The following is a 23,002-nucleotide window of genomic DNA, read 5'->3' on the forward strand; positions in this document are numbered from 1 at the left end:
TCAAGAACAGCACCTACGTCATTCGTGGCTTAGGATCACATCTTCTTTCGGCTGTATAACAGAGTCGAGAACTCATCCATTTGCTTTTGTTCTCTTCGATCTTGCATCTTTGCTTTTTCTTTCTGCTTTTTCTCCATCAACCACTCGTAAGATTTACGTTTTTTGCGTAACTCCATCCAGTAGTTTTGGCAGTTATCGACTTGATTTTTAAAGTGGTGCTCGGCTTCTCTCTGTTTGGATAATGTCTCATCCAACTGAGTTAAGAAGCGGTTCAAGTGACCATATTGGCTCGCCGTTAAACCAGCCTTGCCGCGGTCAACGAGCTGCTGACAGTAATCCAGTCGATACTTTTCAATCTGCGCAACTTGCTCATAGTAACCTTGCAGCTCAGAGTTCGCTTTGTTGAGCGCAAGTACAGCTTGGTTCTCTTGATCTTTGGCTTGGTCGAGCAAAAATTCTAATGCGTTATCCATGACTAATCTTATTCACTCGTTAGCCACCCAATACATGCTTCAACATGTTGACGCACATGTCGTATGGGACGGTCTCTTTCATCTTCTGCTGCAAATACTCATCCAGTTTTGGCTTCAACGTGAAGGCACTATCGATTGCTGGATCCGTTCCTGGTTTGTAAGCTCCAATCGAAACCAAATCTTGGTTTTTACGGCAGATAGACAGCACTTGCCTTACCGCTTTCGACATCAAGACATGTTCTTCAGTGGTAATTTGCGGCATAACACGACTGACGGATTTCTCGACATCAATCGCTGGGTAGTGACCCGCATCGGCCATTTCACGCGATAACACAACGTGACCATCGAGAATCGCTCGCGACGCATCCGCAATCGGATCTTGTAAGTCATCACCTTCGGTTAACACGGTAAAGAAAGCCGTGATAGAACCTTGTTCATCATTGCCGTTACCTGCTCGTTCCACCAGCGCTGGAAGCTTAGCGAAGACTGATGGCGGATAACCTTTGGTTGCTGGCGGCTCACCCACAGACAGAGCAATTTCACGCTGAGCCTGAGCAAAACGGGTCAATGAATCCATGAGTAGCAGAACATCTAAGCCTTGGTCGCGGAAATACTCGGCGACAGCTAGGGCAGTTTGACAGCCTTTTAAGCGCATCAATGGTGATGAGTCCGCAGGAGCGGCCACAACAACCGAACGCTTACGGCCATCTTCACCAAGAATTTCTTCAATAAACTCTTTAACTTCTCGTCCACGCTCACCGATTAAGCCAACAACAACCACTTGCGCAGTAGTGCCTCGAGTCATCATCCCAAGCGTGACCGACTTACCCACACCAGAACCTGCAAACAGGCCGATACGTTGCCCTTTACCCACGGTTAGCAAACCATTAATGGCTTTCAAGCCGACATCGAGTGGTTCAGAAATCGGTTTACGAGCTAACGGGTTGATTGGCTCAGCATTAAAGGAAGCGCGTTGCTCGGTATAGATTGGACCTAACCCGTCGAGTGGATTACCGACGCCGTCAATCACTCGACCGAGCAGTTCCATTCCGACAGGGATACCACTTTCAGTAGTCATTGGTGTGACACGAGCGCCAGGTAAGATCCCGGTGATTTGCTCACTCGGCATCAAAAATAGGTTATCACCAGAGAAACCGACGACTTCGGCTTCCATCTGACCAGACATGGTTTCCACTAAACACAAACTGCCGATTGGCGCTTTACAGCCGGTCGCTTCAAGGGTTAAGCCAACAACACGTACTAACTTACCTGAGGCAATCGGTCGCGATTTTAGTCCTTCGACTTTGTATTGACTGAGACGGTTCGCTAATTCAAGCATTACTCATGACCCTGGTGACGGTTTGCGCCACAGAAGTTTTGAATGACGTTTTTCACGCGATCTTCCATGCGGTAGTTAACGCTCGACTCACCCGCTTCAATTTGTACATCACCACGGTTGAGTGCTGGCTCTGCGACCAGCGTCCAATTACGGCAATCCAACTCAGTTTCACCATACGCAGAGCGAATGATCGCCACATCTTCTGGGTTAAGCTTCAATGTGATTGCGTGACCAGAGATCGGCAACGACTCTACCGATTCTTTAACGGTATCTAATATGATTTGTGGGTTGGTTTGCACTTCAACATGAACCACTTCTTTGACCATGGTAAGCACCATGTCGACCAATTGCTTCTCCACCTGAGCGTTCATCAGCTCTAATGGTTGAGCGAACTGGTTTGCCAGTCCCATGAAGACGGCGACTTGTTGTTGAATGTATTCTTGACCCGCGGTTACGCCTTCAAGCTTGCCGGCTTCGTTGCCTTCTTCGTGACCCGCGGCAAAACCTTCTTCTTTGCCTTTTTCATAACCTTGCTTAAAGCCCGCCTCTTGGCCTTGATGCAGTCCTTCCTGATAAGCACCTTGTTTAATCAGCTCGATTTGCTCTTCAGTCAGAACCAGCTCTTCATCTTCAATGGCTTCTTCAACCGTTGGCATCCAACTAGGGTCGTAGTTAAAAGCGGTTTCTTTGGCTTGTTTGCTCACGTCAGAGGTGTAGTCAGGCAGCCCCCATTTCTGAGGTTGGGCAACCGTATTATCTTCTTCAGGGCGAAGGAAGCCGCGTTTTCTATCACCTGACATATCAGTACCTATCTATGAGTGAGCTTAACTGTATTGTGAATTCAAGCAGTTAAACTGAGTTAATCTGTGGTTCGAGATTGGATAAAGAAAAGCCCCAACAGTGTGGGGCTTTTGAGGTTTCTGTATTAAAGGAACTCGTCGGCGCCACCAGACAGCATAATTTCGCCACTGTCTGCCATCTTCCTCGCGATACCCAAAATCTCTTTCTGAGCCGCTTCAACATCAGAGACTTTGACTGGCGGCATCGCCTCAATATCGTCTCTCATCATATCGGCAGCACGTTTAGACATGTTCTTGAAGATCTTCTCACGTAGACCTTCATCGGCACCTTTAAGTGCTTTCTGTAGAATGTCTTGTGGAACATCACGTAGTAGACGTTGAACACCTTGGTCATCAACTTCAATAAGGTTTTCAAAGACAAACATCAGATCTTGAATCTGCGTTGCCATGTCTTCGTCTTGGTCACGGATTTGATCCATCAAGACGCCTTCCACGTTGTTATCCATGTAGTTCATGATCTCAGCCGCGGCTTTCAGGCCACCAATTTTAGCTGCTTGAGCACCCGCTTGACCCGCGAACTGTTTCTCCATGATTTCGTTCAGTTCAGCAAGCGCCGAAGGTTGAACTTCTTCAAGGTTGGCAATACGCATCATCAGATCCAGACGAACTCGCTCTGGGAACTGAGACAAGATCTCAGCCGATTGATCGGCATCGAGGTACGACAAAACAATGGTTTGAATTTGAGGGTGCTCGTTGATGATAATGCTCGCCACCTGACGAGGATCCATCCACTTAAGCGAATCCAAACCTTTCGAACCTGTGCCGAGAAGGATTTGGTCAACAAGATTGTTTGCCTTGTCTTCACCCAGAGCAGCAACTAACGCATTACGCATGAAGTCTTCACTGCCCATACCAATGTTGGTGTACTTCTGAATATCATCTAAGAAAGCACGGTGCACTGCGCCTACTTTCTCTTGGGATAGGTCTGTAGCTCGCGCCATCGCACTACCCACACGCTGAACCTGCTTTGGCTCTAGGTGACGAATAATACCAGCAGCGTCTTCTTCATTTAAACTGAGCAACAAGATCGCAGCGCGCTCATCGCCTGAGATAGAGCCGATATCCACGCTAGAGACATCAAGCACTTCACCGCCTTCAGTTTGTTGTGGAACTATTTCGTTAGCCATCTACCATCCAATTCTTAACTACTTGAGCTGCTAGCTCTGGTTCATTCGCTACAAGTGCACGTACTGCTTTCAGCACGTCCTCGTCTTTATGAAGGTTTGGTAAGTCGATGCTTGAACCAAATTCAAACAGCTCACCACCTTCAATATCACCACCAATTAAGCTGGTTTCGCCGTCGGCACCAATTGGCATACCATCAGGGCCGTACATCTGTTCATCGTTGTCTGCTGCTGGGTTAAGCAGTTTCTTCATTGCAGGGCGAACAAGTACCAACACCACCACAATAATAACCAACGCACTTGCAAACCAACGAACCCAATCATTGAAGTTTGGATGCTCCCAGATTGGTACATCAGCAACAACATCTGTTACTTGAGGTGCAAACTGCATGCTTAATACGTTGAGCAAATCACCACGAGTTTCATCAAAGCCCACCGTACCAATCAATACTTGGCGAATCGCATTGATCTCGCTCGCCGGGATCGGAGTATGAACCACTTCACCCGTATCTGGGTTCAAGGATTGACGGTCTTTGATCGCAACAGAAACCGTCTGGCGATTAACCGTGCCGCTCTGTTTACGTTCATGACTGATGGTGGTGTCTAGCTCAAAGTTTCGGGTCGCTTCTTTGTGAACAGAGCCTTGGCCTGTCATCGCGCCGTCTTTCATCTGAGCCACATCTTGTGGAATTGAGGCATCCGCTGGAGGCTGGTTACTCAACGCACCCGGAATACCCGCCACCGTATTGCCATTGTTGTAATCTTCTAAGGTGTATTCACTTCGAGTCGCTGGTGTGTTCGGATCAAAACGTTTTCTGGTTTGCTCCACAGCACTGAAATCGAGCTGGATATCAACCTGAGCGGTGTAGTTACCAAACCCAAGAATAGGAATCAGGATAGAGTCAATTTTTTCACGCAGCGCTTGTTCTTGATTGCGCTCTAACTCGTGTTCTTTACGACGCGCCGCTGACATAGGGTCTTGAGAGCCTGAGCTCAACAATCGGCCATGCTGATCGGTCACCGTAATACGTGAGGTCTTCATTCCCGGAACAGCACTTGCCACCATATCCACAACAGAATCAACTTCTTGCTGCTTGAGATTAGTACCGGTTTTGAGGGTTAGGAATACGGAAGCGGAAGCTTCTTGATTATGACGTACAAAAACACTCTGCTTCGGCAGGGCCAATAAAACCTGAGCTTTACGCACCTGTTTCATCTGCTCAATGGCTTTGGCAAGTTGTCTTTCACGACTTAATTTAAGGCGTTCTTGCTCTAAGCGTTGTGATACACCAAAACCCATGTCTTGCATGAGGATGTCATCACCCGCGTTTCGCTCTTGGTTCAAACCCGCTCGTACCATATTAAGCTTCAATGAGTTGTACTCACTCGCCGGTACTGAGATGGTATTGCCTTCAAGCGTGTAATCGATCTTTTGCAGATCTAAGTAATCAAGAACGGGGATCAATTCTTCTGTTTCGTAAGCCCCTAATGGACGCATTTCTGGCTCTTTCACCCAGAAAAACAGCATCACAATCAGCGCTACACAGATAGAGATAGAAAGGACTAAGACGACCTGGCGAAGTAAATCGAGATCACCGACAGCCATATCGAACTTCGATGAACTGCGTTCACCTAGATCGGGATTTTGCCCTTCTCCGTCTAGCTCAGAGCCTGCAATCAGTGCGTGGTCGTTGCTATCGCTTACGGTTAAATCTGTTGTTTGACTATTATCTGCCACTATTTAACTACCCAACTTATACCGGCATATTCATCAGCTCTTTGTACGATTCGACCAATTTATTTCTAATTTGGATCGTCGCCTCAAAAGCCACACTAGATTTATTACGAGCAATCATCACGTCCGATAGGGATACGCTTTGGTCGCCACTATCAAAACGAGCTTGAAGATCACCTGAGGTCTTTTGTAATGAGTTCACATTATTGATGGCGTTAGTCAGCATGTTGCCAAAATCTGCACCGACCGCTTGCCCCGTTGCTGCGGGACGCGCGCTGGCAGCTTCGACCATCATCGCCTGCATTTCGCCTTGTAAACCATCTATTCTCATCTACTACCTCAGGAGTCAAAATTATGACCATCTATTTAGCTATATTATTGACAGAGCAATTAGCGTGCCACACATTAAATTGACTAGATATCGTATTACACTAGTCAGAAAGCTGACACTACTAATCTATCCTCAGTTTGGGATATCTATTCCAGCATCGCGCATTTTAGCCAATTTGTAACGCAGTGTACGAGGGCTAATGCCCAGTTTTTCAGCCATATCTTTGCGTCGACCATTACATGCAATCAGGGTTTCAAGAATGATCGCATACTCTTGATCTCTAAGCTCATTACCTAACCCTTCGCTGCTAGCCGCGATTTTATTGATTGGGTTTGCTTCAGCAATAGGCTTGATTTCTGGCGCAGCTACGTCACTGCCTTCGACGATTTGTTGTAGGCTGCTTGCGTCTTGCCAATCGACACCTTCAAGAAGGATATGCTCACCAGAGATGTTCTCTTGTTCGCTCAATATTAACGCACGCTGTACCACATTGTCTAATTCGCGAACATTGCCCGGCCACGGATAATTGACTAGTTTGCTGATCGCTTGCGCTGACATAACCGGTACAGGCATACCAAGTTTGGTGCAATGACGCTCCACTAGGTGTTTGGCTAAAGGCTCAATATCGCCTTTACGCTCACACAGTGGTGGCCAAGAAATTGGGAATACATTCAAGCGGTAGTATAAATCCTCACGGAAATTCCCTTCAGAAACATACTGTTTAAGGTCACGGTTACTGGTCGCTAATACACGAACATCCAATTTGATGCTCTTACGGCTACCTAATCGCTCAACTTCGCGCTCTTGCAAAACACGCAGTAGTTTGGCTTGTAGGCTAAGATCCATCTCACTGATCTCATCCAACAGAATCGTACCGCCCTGTGCTTGCTCGAATTTCCCCGGGCAAGCTTGAATAGCGCCAGTAAATGCACCTTTTTCATAGCCAAACAGAGTCGCTTCTAACATGTTGTCAGGTATCGCCGCGCAATTAATCGCGACAAACGGGCCATCTTTTCGGCTAGAGGCATTGTGAATGTAGCGAGACATCACCTCTTTACCAGAACCACTCGGGCCTAACACCATGACATTGGCATCGGTTTTCGCAACTTTATCAGCCAGCATCATTAGCTTGATACTTTTTTCATCAGCAACGATAGCGTCGCCATTGTCGTCCGACTTTACAGGCGCATAACGGCTGACCATGTTGAGCAGTACTTCCGGCGCAAATGGCTTTGCCATGTAGTCGATAGCGCCCTCTTTCATTGCAGCAACGGCATCTTCGATGTTGGCGTACGCTGTCATTAGCAATACCGGCAAATTTGGCCAATGCTGCTTGATGTTTCTCAATAGCGCCAAGCCACCCATGCCCGCCATCTGCACGTCAGATACGACAATATCAACGGAGTTCGATTTTAATTTGACCAGAGCATCTTCCGCACAATCCGCTTCCAGCCATTCATAGCCAGCAAGCGCGAGAGTGTCGACAAGGGCTTCGCGTAGACCTTCATCATCTTCGACGATTAACACTTTGCTTTGAGCCATAGGATTCTCCAGTGTAAATTCAGTTAAAACTTATTAGTCTTCAGAAGAAGCACTTCTTTCAAGCGGTAGACACATGGTAAAGCATGCGCCGTCGCCTTCTTCTGATATCAATTCCAGTCGGCCTTCATGTGCTCGACATACCATTTGTACAACCGCTAAGCCTAGACCTGTACCTTGCGAACGAGTGGTAAAGAAGGGTTCCATAATTTTACCTTGAAGCTCTTTCGGTACGCCGGGACCACTGTCTTGCACTGATATCTTAAGCTCGCCGTTTACGGGCCTAAAAAACACATCGATCTGCGATTCCTTGCCCGCAATTTGAACCGCATTCAACACTAGGTTGCTTAACGCTGAGGCGATAGCGTTGGCGTTGCCAAACATTTGAGTCTGTTCGCCTTCAACTTCCTGGCAATAATCAATCTGGTTGGTTTTCAATGCCGCTTCCACCATAGGGTGAAATTCGGTGATCAATTCAGACACTGTAAATGGCTTAACTACTTTGTTGTCACCACCTTTGGCAAACAACAGCATGTCATTCACTTGCTTCTCTAAGTCATGTAATCTATCCATAAGCTTAGATTGAAAACGCGTTTTTGTTGCCGGCGGCAGGTTTGGCGCGGCAAGATTTGATGCATACAGCATCGCACTTGAAAGCGGCGTTCGCACCTGATGGGCAAGCGAGGCCACCATTCTGCCTAATGAAGACAAACGCTGAAGATCACTCACGCGAGACTGCAAGAGTCGGGTCTCGGTCAAATCGGTAATCAAAATCAGCTGACCCGTGGTAGAGGCTGAAATCGCCAAACGTACTTTTCGCCCATTCTTCAATGAGATCTCATGACCGTCATCGTCTTTTGGGTCGAAGGCACTTTGAATCACTGAAAACCACTTCTCGCCAACCAACTCAACACCAAGAATACGGTGCGCTTCAGGGTTCGCTTCTCTCACTTCGCCGTGTGTATCTAACAAGATGACCCCTGCTGGCATCACGTCGAGTACTTGCTTATAGCGCTCAACCTGTTGTTCAACAGAATCTAGGTGTGATTGATTTTCTGGTTCGTTAGATACGTGCATGTCAAAAATTTGCCTCAAATACTAAAACAGCCTGAGACGTACAACACGAGTCAGGCTATTTGCTATATTTATCACATAGTTAAGCAAGCAACAACTCGACTATGGTTTATCTGTTCACTTAGCTAGAGTTACCAAATAGCTAAAAAGTGTGTGCTAGTTTTTCGTTTTCATCGAAAACTGGGCACTAGCGCTGCAAGTTATATTTACGCATTTTTTCAACCAGAGTGGTTCTACGCATTCCAAGCATGTCAGCAGCACGAGCAACAATACCGCCCTGCGCTTCCAACGCTTGATTGATCATATTCACTTCCATATCCGCGAGGAGCTCTTTCAAGTTAACCCCTTCTGGCGGTAACTCTTGAGGAGCATTGGCATTGTCGGCAATATCATCTTGCTGATCAAAGCTGAAATCTTCTGAGAATAAGTCAGCGAGTGCATCACGCTCTTGCTCCTCTTCAGATCCAAAACTATTAAACTCTGGCTGGAACTCAGGGATATCGCTGTATCGATATTTAGTTGGCAGGTGATTCACATCAACCAAGCTGTTTGGATACAAGATAACCATTCGTTCAACCAGGTTCGCTAGTTCACGAACGTTACCTGGCCAGTAATGCTCCATCAAAGAGTTGATAGCACGAGCCGTGAAACAGATAGGCATGCTGCCTTCCGCTTCCATTCGAGTCATCAGCTCTTGAAGCAACAGTGGAATGTCCTCTTTGCGATCTTGAAGCGCAGGCATTTCAATCGGGAATACATTCAAGCGGTAGTAAAGGTCTTCACGGAACGAATCATCGTCGATCATATCTTCAAGGTTGCGGTGCGTTGCCGCAATCACTCGAACATCAGCTTGTATGGTGCTGTTGCCACCTACACGCTCAAAGCATCGTTCTTGCAGTACTCGTAGCAGTTTAACTTGCATAGCCATCGGCATATCGCCAATTTCATCAAGAAACAGTGTGCCACCTTCAGCCAATTCAAAACGGCCTTTACGTGCGGTAATCGCCCCAGTAAATGCGCCCTTCTCATGACCAAACAGTTCACTTTCAAGCAAATCAGGTGGAATCGCGCCACAGTTTACAGGAACAAAAGGCCCTGAACGACGTTTAGAGTGATAGTGAATGTTACGCGCTACGACTTCTTTGCCTGTACCAGATTCACCAAGAATCAGCACGTTCGCTTCCGTAGAAGAGACTTGTTCAATTAAGTGACGTACTTCTTGAATGCCAGCACTTTGTCCTACTAGGCTGCGAAACAGTGTGTTCTTGCGTGCCGAAGACACAACTTGAACACCTTTGCGGCCTAAGAAATCTTTACAGTGTCTTAATGCATCACTTAATTGCGGGTAGTTAAGAGGAAGTTCAAGCTCACCAACATAGTTAGTCAACTCGTCAACCGGGTGATTGTTTTTGCCAATCACCAGTAAAGGGATGTGATTGGCGTGAACAAGCTTCTCATTCAGTAATGCGTTGAAGCCTTTACCTTTAATGGTGCCAATAATGCAGCCGGCCCACTGTAGTGACCAATCAACTTTACGTGCTTGTTCAGAGCTGATTACTTCGCAGCTCTCTCCTACAAACTCTAATATTGTGCTTAAATTGTGACGATCTTGAGCGTTATCGTCGACGACAAGCAGTTTTGCCAAACCTTGCATAAGTAGGAATTATTGCCTTTATTTTGGTGCGATGCGGAAAAACGGTGAGCAACGTAGTCTATAAAACAGTGAAAAGTATCAACGATTACGGTCTACGTGGACAAATTTAGGAAATCAGCAACGAAAAAAGCCATTAGGCTATCTAATGGCTTCTATTTTATTTGATTAAAAAAATAAGGCAACCAACCAATTAAGGGATATGAGATTGGTTAAAACTGCAATTTTTCTTTAAATACCTACGTCAGCGGACGTCAAGTTGTGATATTCGTTCGGAATTTGGTCCCAAGCGCTCTTAATTTCGCGAATAATATCGATAACATCATCAATAGGCTGTGGGTCATTTTTGTGATTTGCCGCAGAAATTTGCGTGATCATGAACTCATAAAGTTGATCTAGGTTTTTCGCAATATCGCCACCATCGTCCATAGATAGGCAACTACGTAGGCTAATAATGATATCTAGAGCCTTACCAAGTCGCTCACCTTTCACTGGGATATTGCCTGCTTGCATTGCCGCTTTACCTTGAATCAAACGCTCAATAGCACCGGCCATTAGCATTTGAACAATCTTATGCGGTGAGGCAGCCGTTAGCTGACTATCCACTGATACCTTTTTATATGCCTGTAAAGAACCGCGCATAGTAAACCTCTTCTATAAAAACTTTTTGTATTGTTGAACTGATTTAGCACCGTGACGGTATTTGTGCAGGGTTTTACCTACTCGACTCGTCTCAGACTGCATCAATTCGACTAATTTTCTGGTTCTGGTAATGGCTTCAAACCATTCAGAACTTTGCTTAACGTCGGGATGTGAGTCGATTATTTGAAGCGCGTTTTGCAATAACTGTTCTCTGTTATCGACAAGCTGCGCTATTTCTTCAGCATTAATTTCACTAAATTCCAGTTTAGAGATAATTAGTTGATCGAGTTCACAAAGCTCTTGTAGCTGGCTATTCATCTATTAGCCCAACGCATTCATCATACTGCCCAGCTGAGATTGCATCTTACTGGTCGCATCTTGCATGGCTGTGAATTTAGAGTGGGTACGGCTCTCTAGGCTGTCCATACGGCGGTCGAGCGCGCTTTGGTCATCAACCAAGCGGTAGTTTTGCTCGACCAAGCTCTTCTCTCTAGTACGGATTGAACCCGTAATACCTGTGATACCTTGAATCGCATCTTCCACTTTTTTGGCGAAACCGTTATTGCCACCAAAGAACTCACCCAACTTATCGAAGTTGTTGTTGAGTTGACGATCAAGCATGTCGTAGTTGATTTCTAGCGAGCCTTGTCTTGTGGTGGTGATACCGAATTCAGTCAAAGACTTAAGGTTGTCTGGCGCACCTTCGATACTTGATGAGAACACCCCTTTCAGTCTAGAGTCGGCGTTACGCACTGTACTGTCACCAGAAAGCGGGCCTTTTTGACCGGTTGTTGGATCAACACCCGCGAGGTCTTTCGACACTTGATAGAATTGGTTATAAGAGCTCACAAAGGATTCGATATCTTGGCGAACACTGTTACGGTCGTACTCCACACCAATTTCTGCCGGCGGCTTATCTTTTGGCGTTTTTCCTTTCACCGTAATATCAATACCTTCAACGGCATCTTCAATCACATTGTTATTACTAGAGAGCTGAGCAACACCATCTAGGACAACCATAGAATCTTGGCCAGCCTGAACTTCAGTCATACCACTATAGGTATCAAAAGATTGCTGTGCTTGTTCAAGGTCTGCTTGCGCTTTATCGACCTTCTCTAAAAGCTCACGCTCTTCAGGTTCTAATTTAGCACGCTCAATTTTCTTGGCTTGTTCTGCGGTGAGTTCGCCTTTTTGAACTTTCTCAGCCAACTCCGCTTTTTCTTGTGAGATCTTCTCTTCGATACGCGCTTGCTCAGCCTCAAGCTTTTGTTGGGCTTCTTTCGGTGTCACGTATGAATCGGTCAGAGTACCTGAGGCAGCATTTGACCACCCCGGCACATCGGGTGCCTTCTCTATCGCTTTTTCATCAAGCTCAAGTTCTGGTGTGTAGTAAGAATCTAAAAGCGTACCTGACGCGGTTTCAGTCCAGCCAGGGATATTATCTTCAGGCATCACCGACTTTGCCGCTTGAGCTGCGTCTAGGGCAGCTTGGCCGTCGGCTGCGGCTTGCTCACCGTAGCTGAGACTTTGAGAGTCTCCGTCAACATCTGAAGTAGAATCGGTTTGGGCTGCTGGGATGATATTACCATCTTTATCGAGTGTTTCATTCGCATTTGGGTCATCGCTAGCGATCACTTCATCGATGAGTTCGACGGCTTTTCCTGCGGGGGTTAGAGCTAGAATATCTTGAGCAGCAACGCGCGCTTTCTCTAGCGCTTTAACACGTTCTTCAAGCGTTTTGTATTCGAGTTTTTTTAAGGGATTGGCAGCATCTGACTCAACATTAATGCTGATCTGCTGATCTGAACCAGACTGGTTCGAGGCAATAATAAGTCTTGGACCTTCGACATCGTTGATAATAGATGCACGAACGCCTGGGTTGCTATCTGCACCGTTGATACTACGAACAACTTCGATAAGTCTCGATCTGTCGCCAACTTGCACATCAAAGCTGTCATCACCAAGCGAAACCTGCAGCTTACCTGGGCCAAATTTCATGTCCTCTGACAGTACATCAGAAGCCACTTTATGGCTTTGGGCAAGCTGCAACACATCGATGGCATATTTGCCAGCGATCGCTTCGGTAGTCGCGGTTGCAGAGACAAGACCTTCATCGGTACTTTCGACTGTTCGCACAGCAAAAGCTTTTTCCTGACGAAAGTTTGACATCAGGTTTTTCATCGAATCAAGGGATTCTCTGAGTCTTCCATAGGCACTAATGCTGGTATCGATTCGCGTTCGTTCATTGTCGATTCGTTGCTGTTTAGGTACACGCTCCGAATCAACAATTTTGCTGACCATGGAATTGATATCCATGCCAGACGAAATCCCCATTGGGCCAAAACTCATTAAATCACCTCAATAATACGACTTAAACCTTCACCTCAAATATTCGACTATTCGAGTTTTGGGCTGCTAGGCGTCTTAGAATTTCAAGCATTTCTTCATCAGGGATCTGGCGAATAATATCACCGGTTGTGGTCTCATAAATGGTAACCACATCTCTCCCAGATTCTTCATCGACCTTAAACGCCACACCTTTATTGAGAGAGGAGATAAACTCGTTTACCTTCTCCACCATTTTGACTCGCTCTTCATCATTTAACTCTTGTCTATGTTGAGCTAATTGAATCGCTGCTTCGGTAGCTTCCTCTTTCGATTGCTCTACCTTGTCATAAGATGTTGCTTCTTTTAGTCGCGAAATACTCGACGCACTACTACCTTCATCGCTTGCAATTTTAATGCCATTAGGTGAGCCATAAGGCTGGATGTTCGATGCGTTGGATGATATTTCCATAACACTCTCCCTCCCTCCTTTATGAGCCAAACAGTAAAACTCTACCCAGAGTAGAGTTTACCGCTACTTACCGAGGTAAGTTTAGCCCAATAAGCTTAGAGCTGCTGATGGTGACTGTTTTGCTTGAGCTAGGATAGAAGTACTCGCCTGTTGTAGGATTTGAGACTTCGTCATAGCCGTTGTTTCTTTCGCGTAATCGGTATCTTTGATACGGCTCTTAGACGCATTAACGTTTTCGTTGATGTTGTCTAAGTTGCTGATTGCGTGGTCAAAACGGTTTTGGAAAGCACCTAAAGAAGCACGTTGGCTATCAACAGATTTTAGAGCACCATCAATGATAGATACTGCTTCGTTTGCACCTGCAACAGAAGTTACGTCGATATCGTTAACGGTAACGTCTTTACCAGCACCGATACCTAGTTCGCCCGCAAGGCTGCCGCCAAACTCAACATCACCTTCAACTTTTTGGCTTGAAGCGAAAAGTTGCAGTTTGCCGCCTTCACCCACAGACGCTTTAACGTCTTGGCTTTGACCATTGATGTAAGTTGCTAGCTCTTCGATATCGTTGCCTTCTTTCGCAGAAATAGACAACTCTTGAGCTTCACCAAACTTATCATTGTACTTAATCGTTAGATCAGCACCAGCACCTACACGCCAAGAAGCATCTTTGCCTTCTTCTACGCCGTAGCTCTTGCCACCCATGTCTTGAGTGTCAGTACGCATGTTGCTCATAGAAAGGATTACAGCTTCACCGGAGTCTGCGCCGATTTGGAAAGATTGGCTACCGTAAGTACCGTTAAGAAGCCTGTTACCACCAAAAGAGGTCGTCTCAGCAATACGGTTAAGTTCTGTGTTTAGAGCAGATACTTCTTCTTGGATCGCAACACGTTCAGATTTGCTGTTTGAACCATTTGAAGATTGAAGAGAAAGGTCACGCATACGTTGCAGAATGTTGGTTGACTCATTCATTGCACCTTCAGCTGTCTGTGCAATAGAGATACCGTCATTCGCGTTTTTCACAGCCATATCTAGGCCACGGCTTTGCGACGTTAAGCGGTTAGAGATTTGTAGGCCTGCAGCATCATCTTTTGCGCTATTGATTTTATAGCCAGAAGACAAACGCTCCATTGATTTTTGAGTACCTTCAGCCGCGCTATTCAGGTAGCGCTGAGCCGTCATTGCAGACACATTAGTGTTTACATTAATCGCCATAGTTGATCTCCTTTAGGCATTTTTTAATGCACTTATGTGACTCTCACCTCACACAAATACATGTCAATTTGTTTATGCACCACTGTCTCTCTCACCTTACATTGGTACATATCATTTCTCTCAATCCCTTTAACGGCCCCTTAATTAGAAGCTTTAATAAAAAATGCGATTTTTTTCGTATTCTTTTCAACAACAAAGAAAAGTGTGATCAGCCTTCAATTAATAGAGCAGCATTCGTTAAAGTTTCTTATCCTCGCTCATTTATAAGTGTCGACTTGCACATAAAAACCAAAGCAGATCCCTGATACCTCGTTCTACTCGGTTCTGGAATGACGATTGAAAACTATTGTTTAAATCTGAGTAATTATTTACTCGATCTAACCTTGCCAAAGCAGCTATACAGTCTCCACAACCCAACCCCGTCATTCCCTACAGGGAGGAACGAACGCGATAGGGAATCTCGCTTTTGCTCCTGCTTACCAACATTGCACTTTTTCAAATACACCTTCGCCAAATTACAGGCAATAAAAAACCCAGCCGAAGCTGGGTCTGTTTAGCGCTCATCTCTCACCACGAGCTAATTTGTGGAAGCCTAACGTTAACGCTTATGATCAACAACACATAGTCAACGTGGCCTTTCAATCGATTAACCTAGTAGGCTAAGTGCCGAGTTCGGAGCTTGCTTCGCTTGAGCAAGAATCGAGCTTGAAGCTTGAGAAAGGATCTGAGACTTAGTCATCTGAGTCGTTTCTTTCGCGAAATCGGTATCTTTAATACGGCTCTTAGATGCGTTAACGTTCTCGTTAATGTTGTCTAAGTTGCTGATAGCGTGGTCGAAACGGTTTTGGAAAGCACCCAGTTCAGCACGGTGGCTGTCTACGTACTTAAGTGCCGCATCGATTACTGCTACAGATTCTTGTGCGCCGCCAACTGATGTTACGTCGATAGTATCAACCGTTACATCTTTGCCAGGTTGCATGCCTAGTTCACCAGCAAGGCTGCCAGAGAATGCTACTTCGCCTTCAACTTTGTTGTTACCAGTAAACATTTGTAGCTTACCGTCTTCAGTTACAGACGCTTTAACAGAGTCTTGTTGACCATTGATGTAAGTTGCTAGCTCTTCGATGTCGTCACCCGCTTTTGCGCTGATGTCGATTTCTTGGGCTTGACCGAAGTTATCAGTGAACGACATTTTTAGGTCGTTAGAGCCTGCTTGAACGTTCCAATCTTTATCTTTCGCGTTCTCAGTTTGGTAGCTCTTACCACCCATCTGAGCGTTATCAGAGCGCATGTCTTTCAGTTGAAGCATTACCGCTTCACCGTTGTCCGCACCGATTTGGAATGATTTAGTACCATGAGTACCGTTAAGCAGCTTGTTACCACCAAAAGACGTCGTTTCCGCGATACGGTTTAGTTCGTCGTTCAGTGCTGTTACTTCTTCTTGAATCGCTACACGCTCAGATTTTGAGTTTGAGCCGTTTGAAGATTGTAGAGACAAATCACGCATACGTTGCAGGATGTTAGTTGTCTCGTTCATTGCACCTTCAGCAGTTTGTGCAATTGAGATACCGTCGTTCGCGTTACGTACAGCAACATCAAGGCCGCGGCTCTGAACGTTCAAACGGTTCGAGATTTGTAGGCCCGCAGCGTCATCTTTTGCGCTGTTGATTTTTGAGCCTGAAGCTAGACGCTCCATTGATGTTTGTTGTGCGCTGTTTGCGTTGTTTAGGTAACGTTGCGCTGTCATCGCTGAAACGTTTGTATTTACATTCACTGCCATGGTGATTTCTCCAATTGATTTTCCGGTATAGCGGTTTCCGACGTCTCGGAAAACCAAGTAGTTCTCTCAAAGTTACTTTTAATAACGGCGCGAAAATCAGAAGCTTTAGAAAAACTTTCAAAAAACCACAAAAAAATTATTAATTTATTATTTATCAAAAGCTTAATTCTCATCATTTTCTAATGCAGCGATAGATTTCAATTGGAAAAAGATCTTAGCCTGTTCAAAAAATGTACGAATCGCAGTCTAAATGGCTCAAGGTGGAGAAATGATCAATCGCCAAAGATCTCTGGCTTAGGCAGATCTTGTGTAATAGATGACATTATTTGTAGTGAAGAAGAACCGTCAAATAGAGATTTGAGAAAGGTAGAGCGAGAAAATTCGCAGGAAAATAAATTGCAAAAACAAGAAATACAGAAAGGAAAAAGCCCCTTTTCCTTTGAGAGAACCGGGGCTAGTTGGCGCGTCAGAGCCTGTGTGGAGATCATCGAGAAATGAACACATTTCCGACTTGCCGTTGCATTCTTACTGTAAAAATGGATAGCAGGTGAGAGATGAGAGAGCTAAACACTCAATAGTAAGTATGCTTGCCAGTTTCCCTTGCTGCATGGCTCACGTCTGAACACGAGCAGCAAGTTCAACCAATAACTATTGCAATAGTGACATCGCAGAGTTAGGCAACTGTTTTGCTTGAGCAAGTATTGAAGTACCTGCTTGTTGCAGAATTTGTGATTTGGTCATTTGCGTCGTCTCTTTCGCAAAGTCCGTATCTTTGATTCGGCTGTTTGAAGCGTCTACGTTCTCTTGTACGTTTGCCAAGTTATTAATACTGTGGCTTAGACGGTTCTGTTTTGCACCCAAATCAGCACGCTGTGAATCCACGTACTTCATTGCAGAATCAATCACGCTGATTGCGTTCTGTGAACCCGCAACGCTGGTTAAGCTAACATCTTGAACAGAGGTTGCGCGGCCTTCACTCTTAATACCTAGCTCAGACGCTAGACCACCAGAGATAGACATAGCCCCTTCAAGGTCAGGCTCAGCAACGAACAATTGAATGCGACCATCATCAGTAACCGATGCGTTCACAAGGTCAGACTGACCATTAATGTAAGTCGCAAGCTCTTCGATATCATCGCCCGCTTTGGTATTGATGTCTAAAACAATGTCTTCACCCGCTTTGGTTCTGAATTCGAACTTAAGATCGCGAGCTTGTGCAGGCACTTCCCAGCTCTTGTCTTTGCCGTTTTCAGAATCAAACGTTGTACCACCCATGCGGAAGTCATCGGCACGAATGCTCGTCAGAGCCATGATCATCGCTTCACCAGAGTTAGAACCAATCTGGAACGATGCTTCACCAAATGAACCGTTCAATAGACGACGGCCACCAAAAGACGTTGTCTCAGCGATACGGTTAAGCTCATCTTGAAGTGCCATTGACTCTTCGTTCAGTGCCGTACGCTCCGCCGGAGAGTTAGTGCCGTTTGATGATTGAATCGCTAGGTCACGCATACGTTGTAATACGTTGGTTGATTCGTTCATCGCGCCTTCTGCGGTTTGAGCAATTGAAATACCGTCATTGGCATTACGCATTGCTACATCAAGACCACGAGATTGAGCTGTCAAGCGGTTCGAGATTTGCAGACCCGCTGCATCATCTTTTGCGCTGTTGATCTTGTGACCCGATGACAAACGCTCCATAGAAGTCGCTAAGTCATTAGATGCTTTGTTCAGGTAACGCTGTGCTGTCATAGCAGATACGTTAGTGCTTACATTGATAGCCATTTTGCTCTCCTTATGAGTTCGCAAAGTTTCTGCGAAGCGGCCAGCTTTACTCTCATATGGATAAGCACTGACCGTGTATTACTCGCTAAACCCTATGCAGGGTTTAAGATCTGTATAAATCATTTTATGACCAACACAGATACAAGTTATATGCCAAGTTTAATACTGTTTTGATTAATTTTTAATATACATAAAATCAATAACTTAAATTAAAACTTAACTCGATTTGGTTTAACTGGCTTGGGGAACAAAAAGTATCTTCATTCGCCCATTGCCGCTTTTTGCCGCTATTCTCAAACAGATGATATCCTGTATAAAAAAACGGCAAAGGTTGAAGTGATTCGCGCATACGGCATAGCACATATGGCAAAGAATCTAACTTCAATGGTGAGTGTTAGTTCACCACTAAATACTGATTAATTATCAAATATAATTAAACAAGGTCAGGTCTTTGGTTTTACCAAACGCTTGTTGAGAAGCTTGTAGTGCTCGAGAGTTTTCATTGAACTCAATGATCGCTTTCGAGTAATCCAAGTCTTCAAAGTTGCTTTTTGCTTTCGCTAAAGACAACTTAAAATCTTCATGTTGTTGCTCTTGAATATCCAGAGTACTTAAACGAGCACCAACATCGGTTCTTGCCTTGGTTAAATGAATAAACGCAGCATGGAACTCTTCGGTTACTTGATGCAATTTCGCCGTAGCCGATGCATCCGATACTGGATTTTCAGCCTGTTCAGCCGCCTCTTTAAACGTATCAAAGATAGAAAATGTCTCTCTCGGCTCTAAGGTGATCGAGTCACCTTTCGTGATCTGACCTTTAAGTTGAATATTCAGACCTTCGTAGACAATGCCCGTCGAAGGATCAAAATCTTCCGCAGCGACCACTGCGCCATCTTTTTCAAGTTGATAAGCATAATTTCCTGTCTGCATATCAACGAACGTTACTTTATACGTTGACCCATCTTCAGCTGAGTTCGTCGCACGTTCCAAAAGCAATTCAGAAGCAGGTTCAAGCTCATATTGGGGCTCGTAATCACCGAACGGGTTGTCTATTTCCATAAACATCTTACTGCCAGGATCATTCATCGCCATTTCAAAGCTGCTTGCCACACGCATCTTGCGTTGGTAGTCATCACCTTGATACGTCACATTCCCTTCGTTATCTCGAAAGAAAGGCTGATTCTTCGGCTTAGTGCCCGCGAATGTATAGTTACCCGACTCATCTTGAGAGTTGGCTAAGTGCAGGAAGTTATTCGCTAGCTCTTGGATCTCACGCTTTTTCGCTAAACGGTCTTCAGGAGAAAGCGCACCGTTGATCATTTCCATCACGGTTCGTTTTGCTTCATCAGCAAAGCCTTCAGTGTTAGAAACCAATACCTCATGATGCTCAAGACGGTTTCTGACCAAAGTAATCGCATCTACATATTGCTTAAGCTGCTCTGATTGTTGACCGATGTTTTGCAAATAGTGCGTCGCTAACGGGTCATCACTCGGCGACTGCAGCTTCTTACCAGAAGCGAGTTGCGCTTGGTTGTGATGCACCTTGTTCTCTTGGCGGCGCAAGTCATTTTGTACTGACTGATAGTTATGGAAGCTAGAAATACGATTCAACATTTATACTTCCTACCTCAGAGCCAAAATAGTATTAAACGTGTCATTGGCTGCTTGCATGATGCGTGAAGAAGCCATATACGCTTGCTGAAATTTCATCATATTTGCCGCTTCTTCATCGAGATTTACTCCCGAGATAGAAGCTATACGTTCTTGAGCCGACTGTTTTTCTAACGTCGCAATATCACTCAAGCGATTTGCCGTTGAAGACTTCAAGCCCGTATTAGTATTCAAGTTGTGGTAAAGGTCTAAAATCGTAGACTCACCATCATTCAACAGCTTTCCTGTTTGAAGATCTTGCAGCTTACGCAGGTTACCGTTGTCACCTTCTGATGGGACAAGGTTTGCCGTAAACTTATCGTTTGCCACCGCGCCGGGTGTGAGCTCAAACGTTGTACCGTTGATGGTCACTGGCCCTTGTGGCGGATACGGTTGAGGCTGCATTAAAATGTTACCCTTCGGATCCGTCACAGCAAACTGCTCACCTTTTGGTGAGACAATCACTTCAAACTCACGCAGTTGACCTGCTTCTAGGATTTTGAATCCCGCTGTACCCTTGGCAAACGTGGTCGATGCCTCATAACTTTGCGCAGCAATGTCTTTCGGGTCTTTGGTTTCCATCTGTATTTGAGCAGCAAAATTGCGCGTTGGACGCAGTAACAGCTTCTCTCCTAGTTCAGGAGGATTACGTACTTCCACTCGCATGCCATCAAGATAAAAAGCACTACCGCTAGAGTCGGTCGCCATCTTAACGGTCTCACCGTTCGGCTTAGTCACGACATAATCACTGCCATCATATTTCAGGCCATACTCACCGCCTTTTAAGGCAGAAGTATCATCAATGTATACCGCAACATCGGCTTTCGATTGTCCGCTAGCCGTGACACGAGATTTTGCCACCAGCTCTGAGTTCACGTCGGTAAACAGGTCCTTACCTACGTTGCCGTTAAGATCCAAACCTTGTTCTTGAAGACTATTGACCTCATATGAAAACGCGGTCGCCAAACGACCAAGCTCATCCATGATTGCCGGGATATGTTCGTCACGCATGTCTAGCATGGCGCCGATTTTTCCGTCGATATCACTGCTGGTGATCGGTTTTAAAGACTTACCTTCAACAATTGCTAGGCGGCGCTGATGTGCATCGGGTAAACCATCAACCATTTTTAATTGGCTTGCTTCACTACCAGAGACCAAGGTATGGCCATTACCAATATGGACATTAAACCCTTCGGCATTTGAGCGTGGTGTCACCGTTACTTTGGTGTAACCAGAAAGCTCATTAATCAACTTTTCATGCTGATCTCGTAGGTCATTGTGAGGGCCAGGAGTTCGCATCATTAAACGCTGAACATCACGGATCTCGTACGCAAGTTGATTAACTCGCTCGATACCCATATCTAGTTTTTTATTCGTAGAATCAGACTGTTGACGAACCGTTTCATGGAATTCATTTAACGTCTTGCTGAGTAGTCCAGCCTTTTCTAGTACAACTTTTCGAGCACCTACATCATTCGGTGTATCGGCTAATGTTTTAACCGAATCAAACCATTCATTAAGGTTTTCTGGAATCTTCTTCGAAGCAACCGATGACAGCATACTCGACAGCATATCGAGGTTCGCTTCTGTGTCGCCTTTATTGGCGGCATTGGTTGTCGATAAGTTAAGTTCGTTGACGGCAAATTGGTCCCAAGAGCGGCGAACATTTTCCACATGCACACCCATACCGTAGCTTTGGCCACCGTACTGACGCGGGTCATTCACACCTTGAATCACAGATTGGCGGCTATAACCCTCTGTGTTGGCGTTAGAAATGTTATGACCTGTGGTGTTTAGCTGTCTCTGAGCAGTAAGAACACTTTGTGCCCCTACATTCAGAAGATCCGACGCCATAATGCCCCCAAAAAACTTAACAAAATCAGGATAAACTGATTAACTACTAGTTTAAAAAGCAATATATGTGCCAATAGGGATAGCAGAGAGCTAAAAGACAATAATTTATTAAAGTGTAAGGAGATAACTAGGGGTTTCGCAGCAAACTTTGAGGTGGCAGATAAGAAAAGAGCCTGCCAATGGCAAGCTCCCGAGTACATTCAATAACGCTAGTTCATCTCGTCAATCTTGGCTTTCACTCGCAAGACCTTGTCTGCATAGTTAGGGTCGGTTGCGTAACCTGCTTGGTGAATACCTTTGATGAAATTCTCTGAGTTGCCTTGATGCTGCAATGCCGTTTCGTATCTTGGGTTTTCGTTCAAGAACTTCACATAGTCGTTAAAGCTATCTTCAAAGTTTGAGTAAGAACGGAAAGATGCGGACTCTTTAACCGCAGTTTTACCATGGAACTCAAGCGTCTGCGTAGCAACCTTATCACCCTTCCAACTTCTGTCTGCTTTGATGTTGAATAGGTTGTTACTGTTGCCCAAAGAGTTCTTAATCATTTTAGAACCCCAACCCGTTTCAAGAGCTGCTTGTGCCAATAGTAGAGACGAGTCCACACCAAGCGCACTTGCCGCTTTTTCAGCGTAAGGCTTCATTGAAGTCACAAACGATTCTGGAGAATCAAAGGATACTGGCTGTTTTGCTGCTGACATATCTGTTGCTGACATAGCTTGCGCTGATTGAACGTCTGACGCTCGCTCTTCCGAACGGCCTGAGTATTGTGGTCTTTGCAATGAAGCATCAAAGCCTTCACTGCGAACCTTCTCTTCAGAGGCATCGCTTGCTTGGCCTGCGCTTAGCTGAGCTACGATCATATCCGCAAGACCTAACGAACCTGAAGCGCTCAACTCACTTGCCATTTGGTCATCTTGCATCTGACGATAGAACTGCTCATTCTGGCTGTTCAACATATCCGACTTAAAGCTCGAGTTCGCATCGCGCATCGACTTAAACAACATCGAGGTAAAAATCGATTCAAACTGTTTTGCCGCAGCGGTTAATGCTTCTTTCTCGCTGCCTTCTTCACCGTTTACCGCTTGTTGACGAAGGCGGTCTAGACTGCCGATATCGTGAATAAAGCCGATGTCATTGTTATTCTTAATCATGCTTT

At 45.3% G+C, this 23,002-nt stretch carries 19 protein-coding genes; all 19 read right to left on the reverse strand.

Going from position 1 to position 23,002, the window contains the following annotated elements:
• Nucleotides 1–35: 35 nt before the first annotated feature.
• Nucleotides 36–473 carry a flagellar export protein FliJ gene (gene fliJ, locus MSG38_RS11645; RefSeq protein WP_061039271.1) on the reverse strand — a complete coding sequence of 146 codons (438 nt, stop codon included), beginning with the start codon at nucleotides 471–473 and terminating at the stop codon, nucleotides 36–38.
• 19 nt (nucleotides 474–492) lie between these two features.
• A complete protein-coding gene (fliI, locus tag MSG38_RS11650) occupies nucleotides 493–1,812 on the reverse strand; it encodes a flagellar protein export ATPase FliI (RefSeq protein WP_017060680.1) in 1,320 nt (439 codons plus the stop codon).
• Nucleotides 1,812–2,612: a flagellar assembly protein FliH gene (gene fliH, locus MSG38_RS11655; RefSeq protein ID WP_017060681.1), complete on the reverse strand. Its 801-nt coding sequence runs from the start codon at nucleotides 2,610–2,612 to the stop codon at nucleotides 1,812–1,814. The genes fliI and fliH overlap by 1 nt, the downstream gene beginning before the upstream one ends.
• A 125-nt stretch (nucleotides 2,613–2,737) precedes the next feature.
• Entirely contained in the window at nucleotides 2,738–3,799 is a 1,062-nt protein-coding gene (fliG, locus tag MSG38_RS11660) for a flagellar motor switch protein FliG (RefSeq protein WP_017060682.1), read from the reverse strand.
• Nucleotides 3,792–5,534 (reverse strand): flagellar basal-body MS-ring/collar protein FliF, encoded by a 1,743-nt coding sequence (gene fliF, locus MSG38_RS11665; protein WP_017060683.1) that lies wholly within the window; start codon nucleotides 5,532–5,534, stop codon nucleotides 3,792–3,794. Before fliF ends, fliG begins: the two co-directional genes overlap by 8 nt.
• A gap of 16 nt (nucleotides 5,535–5,550) precedes the next feature.
• The gene (gene fliE, locus MSG38_RS11670) at nucleotides 5,551–5,862 is read right to left on the reverse strand and encodes a flagellar hook-basal body complex protein FliE (protein ID WP_017060684.1); all 312 of its coding nucleotides are present in this window, start codon (nucleotides 5,860–5,862) and stop codon (nucleotides 5,551–5,553) included.
• 132 nt (nucleotides 5,863–5,994) lie between these two features.
• Nucleotides 5,995–7,404 (reverse strand): sigma-54 dependent transcriptional regulator, encoded by a 1,410-nt coding sequence (locus MSG38_RS11675; RefSeq protein ID WP_017060685.1) that lies wholly within the window; start codon nucleotides 7,402–7,404, stop codon nucleotides 5,995–5,997.
• A 33-nt stretch (nucleotides 7,405–7,437) separates the two neighbouring features.
• A complete protein-coding gene (locus MSG38_RS11680) occupies nucleotides 7,438–8,478 on the reverse strand; it encodes an ATP-binding protein (protein ID WP_048616105.1) in 1,041 nt (346 codons plus the stop codon).
• A 184-nt stretch (nucleotides 8,479–8,662) separates the two neighbouring features.
• On the reverse strand, nucleotides 8,663–10,129 hold the full coding sequence (locus MSG38_RS11685) for a sigma-54 dependent transcriptional regulator (protein WP_017064122.1): 1,467 nt from the start codon (nucleotides 10,127–10,129) through the stop codon (nucleotides 8,663–8,665).
• 228 nt (nucleotides 10,130–10,357) lie between these two features.
• Nucleotides 10,358–10,768: a flagellar export chaperone FliS gene (gene fliS / locus MSG38_RS11690; protein ID WP_004736194.1), complete on the reverse strand. Its 411-nt coding sequence runs from the start codon at nucleotides 10,766–10,768 to the stop codon at nucleotides 10,358–10,360.
• A 12-nt stretch (nucleotides 10,769–10,780) separates the two neighbouring features.
• A complete protein-coding gene (locus MSG38_RS11695) occupies nucleotides 10,781–11,086 on the reverse strand; it encodes a flagellar protein FliT (RefSeq protein WP_248401903.1) in 306 nt (101 codons plus the stop codon).
• 3 nt (nucleotides 11,087–11,089) lie between these two features.
• The gene (gene fliD, locus MSG38_RS11700) at nucleotides 11,090–13,117 is read right to left on the reverse strand and encodes a flagellar filament capping protein FliD (RefSeq protein ID WP_248401904.1); all 2,028 of its coding nucleotides are present in this window, start codon (nucleotides 13,115–13,117) and stop codon (nucleotides 11,090–11,092) included.
• A gap of 22 nt (nucleotides 13,118–13,139) precedes the next feature.
• On the reverse strand, nucleotides 13,140–13,565 hold the full coding sequence (gene flaG, locus MSG38_RS11705; protein ID WP_248401905.1) for a flagellar protein FlaG: 426 nt from the start codon (nucleotides 13,563–13,565) through the stop codon (nucleotides 13,140–13,142).
• Between the two features lie 81 nt (nucleotides 13,566–13,646).
• A complete protein-coding gene (locus MSG38_RS11710) occupies nucleotides 13,647–14,777 on the reverse strand; it encodes a flagellin (protein ID WP_048607820.1) in 1,131 nt (376 codons plus the stop codon).
• 646 nt (nucleotides 14,778–15,423) lie between these two features.
• Complete coding sequence (locus MSG38_RS11715) at nucleotides 15,424–16,557, reverse strand: flagellin (protein WP_048606522.1); 1,134 nt, start codon at nucleotides 16,555–16,557, stop codon at nucleotides 15,424–15,426.
• Between the two features lie 648 nt (nucleotides 16,558–17,205).
• On the reverse strand, nucleotides 17,206–18,342 hold the full coding sequence (locus MSG38_RS11720) for a flagellin (RefSeq protein WP_086774084.1): 1,137 nt from the start codon (nucleotides 18,340–18,342) through the stop codon (nucleotides 17,206–17,208).
• A gap of 423 nt (nucleotides 18,343–18,765) precedes the next feature.
• Nucleotides 18,766–19,956 (reverse strand): flagellar hook-associated protein FlgL, encoded by a 1,191-nt coding sequence (flgL, locus tag MSG38_RS11725; RefSeq protein ID WP_248401906.1) that lies wholly within the window; start codon nucleotides 19,954–19,956, stop codon nucleotides 18,766–18,768.
• 9 nt (nucleotides 19,957–19,965) lie between these two features.
• Complete coding sequence (gene flgK, locus MSG38_RS11730; RefSeq protein ID WP_048609562.1) at nucleotides 19,966–21,846, reverse strand: flagellar hook-associated protein FlgK; 1,881 nt, start codon at nucleotides 21,844–21,846, stop codon at nucleotides 19,966–19,968.
• A gap of 209 nt (nucleotides 21,847–22,055) precedes the next feature.
• A complete protein-coding gene (flgJ, locus tag MSG38_RS11735; RefSeq protein ID WP_059021215.1) occupies nucleotides 22,056–22,997 on the reverse strand; it encodes a flagellar assembly peptidoglycan hydrolase FlgJ in 942 nt (313 codons plus the stop codon).
• Nucleotides 22,998–23,002 lie beyond the last annotated feature (5 nt).

It is taken from the genome of Vibrio sp. 1CM24A, assembly GCF_023161725.1.
GTDB classification, from domain to species: Bacteria; Pseudomonadota; Gammaproteobacteria; order Enterobacterales; family Vibrionaceae; genus Vibrio; species Vibrio coralliirubri.

Coding starts and splice junctions, on each gene's coding strand:
- fliJ (WP_061039271.1), bottom strand. CDS start 473: ATGGATAACGCATTAGAATTTTTGCTCGACCAAGCCAAAGATCAAGAG.
- fliI (WP_017060680.1), bottom strand. CDS start 1,812: ATGCTTGAATTAGCGAACCGTCTCAGTCAATACAAAGTCGAAGGACTA.
- fliH (WP_017060681.1), bottom strand. CDS start 2,612: ATGTCAGGTGATAGAAAACGCGGCTTCCTTCGCCCTGAAGAAGATAAT.
- fliG (WP_017060682.1), bottom strand. CDS start 3,799: ATGGCTAACGAAATAGTTCCACAACAAACTGAAGGCGGTGAAGTGCTT.
- fliE (WP_017060684.1), bottom strand. CDS start 5,862: ATGAGAATAGATGGTTTACAAGGCGAAATGCAGGCGATGATGGTCGAA.
- MSG38_RS11675 (WP_017060685.1), bottom strand. CDS start 7,404: ATGGCTCAAAGCAAAGTGTTAATCGTCGAAGATGATGAAGGTCTACGC.
- MSG38_RS11680 (WP_048616105.1), bottom strand. CDS start 8,478: ATGCACGTATCTAACGAACCAGAAAATCAATCACACCTAGATTCTGTT.
- MSG38_RS11685 (WP_017064122.1), bottom strand. CDS start 10,129: ATGCAAGGTTTGGCAAAACTGCTTGTCGTCGACGATAACGCTCAAGAT.
- fliS (WP_004736194.1), bottom strand. CDS start 10,768: ATGCGCGGTTCTTTACAGGCATATAAAAAGGTATCAGTGGATAGTCAG.
- MSG38_RS11695 (WP_248401903.1), bottom strand. CDS start 11,086: ATGAATAGCCAGCTACAAGAGCTTTGTGAACTCGATCAACTAATTATC.
- fliD (WP_248401904.1), bottom strand. CDS start 13,117: ATGAGTTTTGGCCCAATGGGGATTTCGTCTGGCATGGATATCAATTCC.
- flaG (WP_248401905.1), bottom strand. CDS start 13,565: ATGGAAATATCATCCAACGCATCGAACATCCAGCCTTATGGCTCACCT.
- MSG38_RS11710 (WP_048607820.1), bottom strand. CDS start 14,777: ATGGCGATTAATGTAAACACTAATGTGTCTGCAATGACGGCTCAGCGC.
- MSG38_RS11715 (WP_048606522.1), bottom strand. CDS start 16,557: ATGGCAGTGAATGTAAATACAAACGTTTCAGCGATGACAGCGCAACGT.
- MSG38_RS11720 (WP_086774084.1), bottom strand. CDS start 18,342: ATGGCTATCAATGTAAGCACTAACGTATCTGCTATGACAGCACAGCGT.
- flgL (WP_248401906.1), bottom strand. CDS start 19,956: ATGTTGAATCGTATTTCTAGCTTCCATAACTATCAGTCAGTACAAAAT.
- flgK (WP_048609562.1), bottom strand. CDS start 21,846: ATGGCGTCGGATCTTCTGAATGTAGGGGCACAAAGTGTTCTTACTGCT.
- flgJ (WP_059021215.1), bottom strand. CDS start 22,997: ATGATTAAGAATAACAATGACATCGGCTTTATTCACGATATCGGCAGT.